This window comes from Burkholderia sp. Bp8984, from assembly GCF_003853755.1.
Classification (GTDB): Bacteria; Pseudomonadota; Gammaproteobacteria; order Burkholderiales; family Burkholderiaceae; genus Burkholderia.
The window spans coordinates 1-796 of sequence record NZ_QTQN01000098.1; the positions used below are offsets into that span (position 1 = coordinate 1).

The window sequence follows — 796 nt, forward strand, 5'->3', positions numbered from 1 at the left end:
CGCGAGCGCCGCTTCCATCTCGCGGTGCCGATGCTGATCGCGGCGGCGGGCTTCGCGACGTTGCCGATGCTCGGCAGTGTCGGCGCGTCGATCGTGTGCCTGAGCATTGCGTCCGCCGGCATTCTCGCGTCGTCGTCGCAATTCTGGTCGCTGCCCACGGCGCTGCTCGGCGGGATGTCGGCGGCGGCGGGCATCGCCGCGGTCAACTGCTTTGCGAACCTCGCGGGCTTCTTCTCGCCGGCGATCGTCGGCTGGCTGAACGACCTGACCGGCAAGTCCACCGCCGGACTCCTCTTCATCTCCGTCGCGATTACGTTCGGCGCGCTGCTGGTGTTCCTCGTGCCGCGCTCCGTCAATCGCTGATCACCGCCGATTCGACCTGCATGCCTTCCGATCCAATACTGGAGCCAACGATGGATACCGAAACCATTCATGAAGCGGTCACGCTCGCCGAGCGCGCGTACCGCATCCGCAGAAACGCCGTGCTGATGGGCGAAGTCCAGGGGCAGGGTTATGTCGGCCAGGCGCTCGACATCGCCGACGTGCTGGCCGTCGCGTATTTCGGCGCGATGCGCTATCGCCCCGACGATCCCGAGTGGGAAGGGCGCGACCGCTTCCTGCTGTCGAACGGCCACTATGCGATCGCGCTGTACGCGGCGCTGTTCGAAGCCGGCATCCTGCCGGCCGAGGAGCTCGAAACCTACGGCAGCGACGACAGCCGTTTGCCGATGTCGGGGATGGCGAGCTACACGCCCGGCATGGAGATGTCCGGGGGTTCGCTCGGCCAGGGCCTGAC

At 67.0% G+C, this 796-nt stretch carries 2 pseudogenes; both read left to right on the forward strand.

The annotated features are described in order from the left end of the window. Window positions 1–363: pseudogene (locus DID98_RS35490) on the forward strand (MFS transporter); the annotation flags it as partial. Between the two features lie 50 nt (window positions 364–413). After that, window positions 414–796, forward strand: a pseudogene (locus DID98_RS35495) (transketolase); the annotation flags it as partial.